Source organism: Candidatus Symbiopectobacterium sp. NZEC135 (genome assembly GCF_025962695.1).
On record NZ_JAGFPF010000105.1, the window covers coordinates 1 to 6,318 of the forward strand.

A 6,318-nucleotide genomic window follows, 5' to 3' on the forward strand; every position below is an offset into this window, starting at 1 on the left:
AAACCAATGCTAAACACTTTCATGTAAGCAATCAGGCTTTTTAACCAGGCGGCCTGTGCGACACCTTCTACTACCAGCGTTTGCTGTAATAAGGTGGCAATTCCCAGTAATAAACCTGCCGCAATAAAGCCTGGAATAAGCGGTGTGAAAATCGTGGCAAACTTGGTCAGAAAGTTGTGTACTGCGCTTTTCTGCTTGGCTTTTATCTGCTGTTTGTTTTGGCTTGCCAATTGACGTAAATCGGGCGCTGTTTCACCCGTGGCTGCCGCTGGGGAAGGGGTAATCAGTAGCGCATTCATCATCTCACTGGCGGTTTGCGCTTTACCGGGGCCAAGAATGACCTGCAACTGATCGTCGCCATTTACCACTCCCAGGACGCCAGGTATTTTTTTCAGCGCGTCTAGCGCGATTAATTGGCGATCCTTTAACGTAAGTCGCAGCCGGGTCATGCAGTTACCGCAGAGAATGATATTCTCTCTTCCACCGATGAGATGTAAAATCTCTTCGACCATCGAAACGGTTATTTTTGCCATGATTATCGTTATATCTCCTGCAATGTTAGGGGGCTAGCGGCCCAAACATCGAGCCAAAAGAGAGTGTTGTATACTTGACGGTGAGTCACGTTCTGGTTTTCCATCGCAACGCTCATTTGTGGATAAGACTATGACAATGATAACGGCAACTCCCCCCAAAAATCATGCGTCACACAGCACCGAGATAGAGCAGAAAGTCCTTAAACGTTCAATTTTATGCACCTTTTTTATTGCAAGTGCGGGGATCGTTGTTGGCCTGGTTTGCGGATCAATATCGATTATTTTTGACGGCATGTTTTCCATCCTGGATGCCGGAATGTGTTCGCTCTCTTTATTAGTCTCTCGACTGCTGGGGCAGCCCCATAGTCGTCGATTCCAATTCGGGTTCTGGCATGTTGAACCGATGGTTCTGGCATTTAATGGTTGCCTGTTGGTTATTCTGTGTTTATATGCCTTTGTTAATGCCATCAAAGGGATCATCGACGGCGGGCGAGAATTAGAACTTGGCTGGGCTATCGCTTATGCGATTACTATCAGCACCTTTTGTTTTGTGCTCTACTTCACACAGCGTCGACTGAACAAAAAAATCAAATCAGAACTGATCGCGCTGGATACTAAAAGCTGGCTAATGTCTGCCTGTATCAGTAGCGCTTTGTTATTTGCTTTTATAATTTCCTGGTTGATGGAGGGCACTCGCTACGAATACCTTACTGTTTATGCCGATCCTCTCGCACTGGCGGTTCTGACCTTACTATTAATTCCCGTCCCGGTGAAAACGGTTCTGTCCGCCGTTCGGGAAATTCTACAAATGACGCCGGACAGCCTCGACTGTAAAATTGAATCTATCATGGCACAGTTAACGCTGGAATATGGTTTTCTGGATTATTCAAACTATGCGACGCGTATCGGGCGTGGCTTATTTGTTGAAATCCATATTGTCATTCCCGAGAGTATGGCAAACAGCGGTGTGCGAAAATTTGATAAGATTCGCGATGACATTGCGCAATCCATCGGCGAAGATGGCCCCCATCGTTGGTTGACCATCTCCTTCACGCAAGATGCCAAATGGCTGTAGTAGGGCGAATCGGGGGTAAGGGGGACGATGGTTGCCGCCAGTAAACCGGTTGCGTGGTAGTAATACCTTATCGTGGACGCTACTATCCCGGTTATCGGCATAGGGGCAGTCCAAAGCATCAGTAGGGTGCTTTAAGGGTTGATGGCACTTTCATTGTGGAGAGGGATAACCAGATGTTTAAAGCAGGTTTTATCACTGGCGCTATTTTGCTGTTTTGTCAATTTCCCGCTCAGGCGGCAACCGACTGGCAAGTGGGTGATTTTGTCCGCCAAACTCACCGTTGGGATGAAAAATCAAACCGCTTTCTGTCGGGAGCGGCTGAAGGGGAAGGTGACGGTTGCTGGCAGATTACTGCCACCACGCCAGAAAGCATCACCATGAAACTGATAAGTGGCGTTTTTAAGCCCTGGTGGACGGATAAACCCATCGCGCTTGGCGAAGTCGATGATTGGTTTGATAGCGGCGTATACAAAGAGGCGAATCCTACTATGCCTCCGTTGTCTGAAATCAAAGCAACGTTTTCTACCGTCGCTTCTTGTCGTTAATGCGGCTTCTGGGGATTCAGTGTTGGTCGACGATCGCGACTGAATCCTCCAGAAATAAACAAAGGCTTAATCCAGATTTAGCTCGCCGTAGGTTTTGACCACGCGGGAAATAATTCCGTAATCGATCGCTTCTTGGGTGTTCATCCAGTAATTGCGATCGGTATCCTGTTTCACTTTCTCGACGGGCTGGCCGGTGGCATCGGCAATCAGATGGTTGACGCGATCGAGCATCCTGATGATTTCTTTGGCTTCGATTTCAATATCGCTAGCCTGACCGCGCACGCCGCCCAAAGGCTGGTGGATCATAAAGCGGGTATTCGGCAGCGCGTAACGGTGCTCTTTTTTAGCCGCAAGGAAAATGGTGGTGCCGGCGCTGGCAACCCAGCCGGTGCCAATAATATGGACTTCCGGTTTGATAAACTTAATCATGTCATGGATGGTGTCTGCCGCCTCAACGTGACCCCCCTGACTGTTAATATAGATTTTTATTGGCGCATCGCTGATGCTTTGCAACAGCAGAAGCTGGGTAACGACCTTCTCGGTCAGCGCCTGATTCACTTCACCGGAGATAATGATCGAGCGCGCATCCAGCAGCTTTTGCTGCATGAGGGTGCTTGTATTGGCGGAGTCCGCTTCTTTCTTATCGTCCTGTTCTTTACTCGTAATAAATTGCATGCTGTGCTTTCCTTTTCTGATGATAGCGCTAAGCATAGTCCACGGAAGGCTAAGCGGAAATAACAAGTTGTTATCTTCATTCATGGGGTTTTTACCCGGCAATCACACACCGTTCTTCGCCATACCAGAGTTGTGAATGTGCTAAATCTACGAATTTACGCTCATCCTCAATAAGCTCCTGAAGCGCGCGTAAGCCGTTCTCTGTTTTCCGGGCTGCAAGATGCGACTCCATATCGTCCCACCATAGCTCGGCACAGCCATCAAAGTCGACAGACTCTGTATTCCTGGTGCGCTGAAGTGCGTGCGGGCGCTACTCCCTGTGACACCTTGAAAATCAAAATACGGGAACAGCTCGTGTTGATCGATTGTCAGGTTGACGCTTTGGGGCAGAGCCGGGAATTGCTGAAAGGGTTGCTTAATGGATAATGCAGAGATAGCCTTCCTTAAAATAAGTCATTAAAGGAGGGAAGGGGCCCAATAAAGAAGTACTATCTGGCAACGGCTAACTGATCGGGTGTGAGTTCTCCGACCGGGCGTTGTCCTCACTATTACTGAGTAAAATTAGTGAGGGCAATACCTGATACATACAACAACAATGAATTTTTATTTCATATAATTTTAACTTAATTATATAGCCATGATCTGAATCAAGCGAACAGTGACATGCATATGTGTTTTACATATATGCAAATGATAATACTGGAATGACTATATATTCTATTGACTTGCTGCAAAAAAAGGACAAGTGTTAATGAGCGATTAAATTGCAGGTATTTACCAATGTTAGAATAATAAGGAAAGGTGTTTATAATGGGAAGAAAAGATCTGAGTTAATTTTCGAAGATACGAGAGGGATAAGCATAAATGCTATTTGCATAATTGAGAATTGTTAATAAGTGAGTAAAGGGATAACTTCAGTGAATGATCTTGTTACGGCGATAAAAAAACAAAAAATCAGATTTATCATGGTGTTGGCTCTCATCTTGCTAGTGAAGATCTCATCAACACTGCCCGCTATTATTTTAGGGAGAATTGTGGATGAATTTACCTTTATAGGGCATGAGAATGGATATCATACATTAGCACAATATCTTGTTCTTTTTGCTTTTATAGGGTTTTTTAATGCGGTTTTTTCTCCTTTGCAAATAACCTTTCTGACAAGATTTGTACAGAATACGCTTTGTTTTTTCTCTATAAATTGGATAGGGGAAATTTTTAAAAAGGACTTTGAGATTTTTAGCTCTCTGAATATAGGGAAATTAATAAAATCAATCGAAAGAGGTATTCTCGCTTACGAAAAAATCATAACATATTTCTTTAGTGTGTTATTACCGTTGATCATCGAACTCATCATTCTAAGCGCTTGGTTGATAAAAATTTCCAATCTTTACTTTTTAATTTTCATCTTTTCTTTTTCATCAATATATTTATATATCACGCATAAAATAATAAAGTGGAGAAGGAGTCATATAGATCAGCTCAATGAGATAGAGGATGAACAAACAGGCGTACTATCCAATACGTTATTGGCGGCAAAAAGCATTAAACTTGAACAAGCGTACGATTCTGCGCTAAAACCCTTAAACGCCATGTTGGAAGAATATGCGAAAAGTGCTATCAGGGTTAGCTTTTCAGGTTCTCTTTTAGTATCAGCAAAAATATTGTTTCTTACCATTACGACTTCTGCCATCATTGTATATGGCATCATGAGTGGCTATTTTTTATCTGAATCGATAACTGCTGGAGAGTTTGTATCATTGTTCACACTATCAACGATGCTATTGAATGATGTTTTTTCAATTGCTGAATCATATAGAGTGGGTGATCAGTTTTTTTCTGATAAAAAGAGCTTCGAAAAAATATTATCATTCAGAACTTTTAAAGGAGATAAAAAAAGAAGAATCGATTTAAATAAGAGTGGTCACTCTATTGTTGTTAAATCTTTTATTTATAGTAGATATGGAGAGGTGGTATTAACGATTGAGGATGACGTTGTCATAAACTCAAAGGATAAAATAGCCATTATTGGCCCCAGTGGTTCTGGGAAAACAACCTTTTTAGAATTAATTGTTGGGGTTGATAAAAATAAAGAAGGTGTTAAGGTTTTTCTCGATGAGATATTACTCGATGATATTGTAGAGGAAGACCATTTGTCTGTTATTCGCTATGCTCCTCAACAACCCAAGTTCACTGTTGGACCTGTCAAAGATGCGGTGTTTTTTGGTAAGGTATTACCAACGAATGTTAAGGACTATTTTAGTTCTCTTTCTATTGAATATATTTGGAGTGGAGATAAAGTTATTGATCATGACGCTAATGGGATTTCTGGAGGGGAAAGTAAAAAACTTTCTATTTTACGTATCCTTTGCAATCCAGGGAAGTTCAATTTCTTCGATGAGCCGACATCATCTGTGGATACCAAAGGGGCTGAAGGAATATGGCATTTTCTCATGCAACATCTCAAACAATATGCTGTGATTTGCGTTACCCATGATCTGAGTATTTTGAATCGGTTTGATAAAGTTATTGTCATAGATAAAGGAAAGATTGTCGCTCATGGGGCTTGGGATTCTATCTCAAAACACGCGAATGTTATCGATACTCTGACTAGATTAGAGGAAGAAAATAATGTGGCATCGAAATAAAAAAGGGTAATAACCCCAGTATCTCCCAGAGATACTTCTGCTCACGATAAGTATATTGATGATGGGGTAAGTCTTTTTATATGGTCATCTCCTTTGCCCCATATAGGTGCGAGGAGTACTCCCAGTCATATTCTTAAAAAAGGTGGTGAAAGCACTATCACTGGAAAATGCTAGAAAACTAGCCACTTCAGAAATCGGTTGTGCTTCGGCTAATAATTCAATCGCCTTAAATAGTCGCCATTGTTGGCGCCATTGCTGGTAGTTGAGCCCTGTTTCTTTCATCATAATGCGACTGATAGTTTTTGCGGTTGCTCCAGTGTTAACGGCTAGCATTTGTAGTGGTGGTGGCATTTCCATATCACTCAAACAACGTAAACGTCGATCTTTTGGTAGTGGCAGAATTGTTGGTTCGCGTTGGGTACTATTAATTTCATCCTTACCCAAATATGGGCTGCTGCGCCGTATCGCCAGTTCATTGAAAAATCTGCAAAAGCAATACGCTCTACTGTTTCACGTAATAGTGCTGTCACGTTCAATACTTCTACATCAGGGCTGAATACAGGATGGCGTTGGTTATCAACATAGATGGAACGATACCCCACAACACCACGAATTTGAACACGGTGCACAACTCCTGGGGGAATCCAGGCAATACGCCCTGGCGGCAACAGGCAAATACTGTTGTTAAGCGTAATGCGCATACATCCTTGTTGGCTAAACAGTAATTGTCCCTTTTTATGATAATGATTACCTGAATCATGTTGGGTCAGCTCAGACGCTATACCTACGACATCATTGTCATGCTCATCAGGATTAAATGCGGAATCTGCGGGTATCCATGCCAT

Annotated in this window: 5 protein-coding genes and 2 pseudogenes; 3 read left to right on the forward strand and 4 right to left on the reverse strand. The window is 42.8% G+C overall.

All coding sequences use genetic code 11. From position 1 onward, the window contains the following. On the reverse strand, positions 1-533 hold a 533-nt coding region (locus J5224_RS22935; protein WP_264627556.1), incomplete at its 3' end, for a PTS transporter subunit EIIB. A 136-nt stretch (positions 534-669) separates the two neighbouring features. On the opposite strand from J5224_RS22935, the gene J5224_RS22940 reads away from it, so the two are divergent. After that, positions 670-1,608, forward strand: coding sequence for a cation diffusion facilitator family transporter (locus tag J5224_RS22940; protein ID WP_264627560.1), 939 nt, complete (start codon positions 670-672; stop codon positions 1,606-1,608). Between the two features lie 173 nt (positions 1,609-1,781). Continuing rightward, the gene (locus tag J5224_RS22945) at positions 1,782-2,153 is read left to right on the forward strand and encodes a hypothetical protein (RefSeq protein ID WP_264627557.1); all 372 of its coding nucleotides are present in this window, start codon (positions 1,782-1,784) and stop codon (positions 2,151-2,153) included. A 66-nt stretch (positions 2,154-2,219) separates the two neighbouring features. On the opposite strand, the gene J5224_RS22950 is transcribed toward J5224_RS22945, so the two are convergent. Both J5224_RS22950 and J5224_RS22955 read right to left on the reverse strand, forming a co-directional pair. Beyond that, positions 2,220-2,828 carry an ATP-dependent Clp protease proteolytic subunit gene (locus J5224_RS22950; protein WP_264627558.1) on the reverse strand — a complete coding sequence of 203 codons (609 nt, stop codon included), beginning with the start codon at positions 2,826-2,828 and terminating at the stop codon, positions 2,220-2,222. 91 nt (positions 2,829-2,919) lie between these two features. Beyond that, positions 2,920-3,123 (reverse strand): annotated as a pseudogene (locus tag J5224_RS22955) (EthD domain-containing protein); the annotation flags it as partial. 622 nt (positions 3,124-3,745) lie between these two features. Between J5224_RS22955 and J5224_RS22960 the strand changes: the two are divergent. Next, positions 3,746-5,473: an ATP-binding cassette domain-containing protein gene (locus J5224_RS22960; RefSeq protein WP_264627559.1), complete on the forward strand. Its 1,728-nt coding sequence runs from the start codon at positions 3,746-3,748 to the stop codon at positions 5,471-5,473. Positions 5,474-5,557: 84 nt separating this feature from the next. On the opposite strand, the pseudogene J5224_RS22965 reads toward J5224_RS22960, so the two are convergent. Next, positions 5,558-6,318: pseudogene (locus J5224_RS22965) on the reverse strand (AraC family transcriptional regulator).

Excerpts from the sequence above, each read along its gene's own strand:
- J5224_RS22940 (WP_264627560.1), top strand. The coding sequence starts at position 670 with ATGATAACGGCAACTCCCCCCAAAAATCATGCGTCACACAGCACCGAG.
- J5224_RS22945 (WP_264627557.1), top strand. The coding sequence starts at position 1,782 with ATGTTTAAAGCAGGTTTTATCACTGGCGCTATTTTGCTGTTTTGTCAA.
- J5224_RS22950 (WP_264627558.1), bottom strand. The coding sequence starts at position 2,828 with ATGCAATTTATTACGAGTAAAGAACAGGACGATAAGAAAGAAGCGGAC.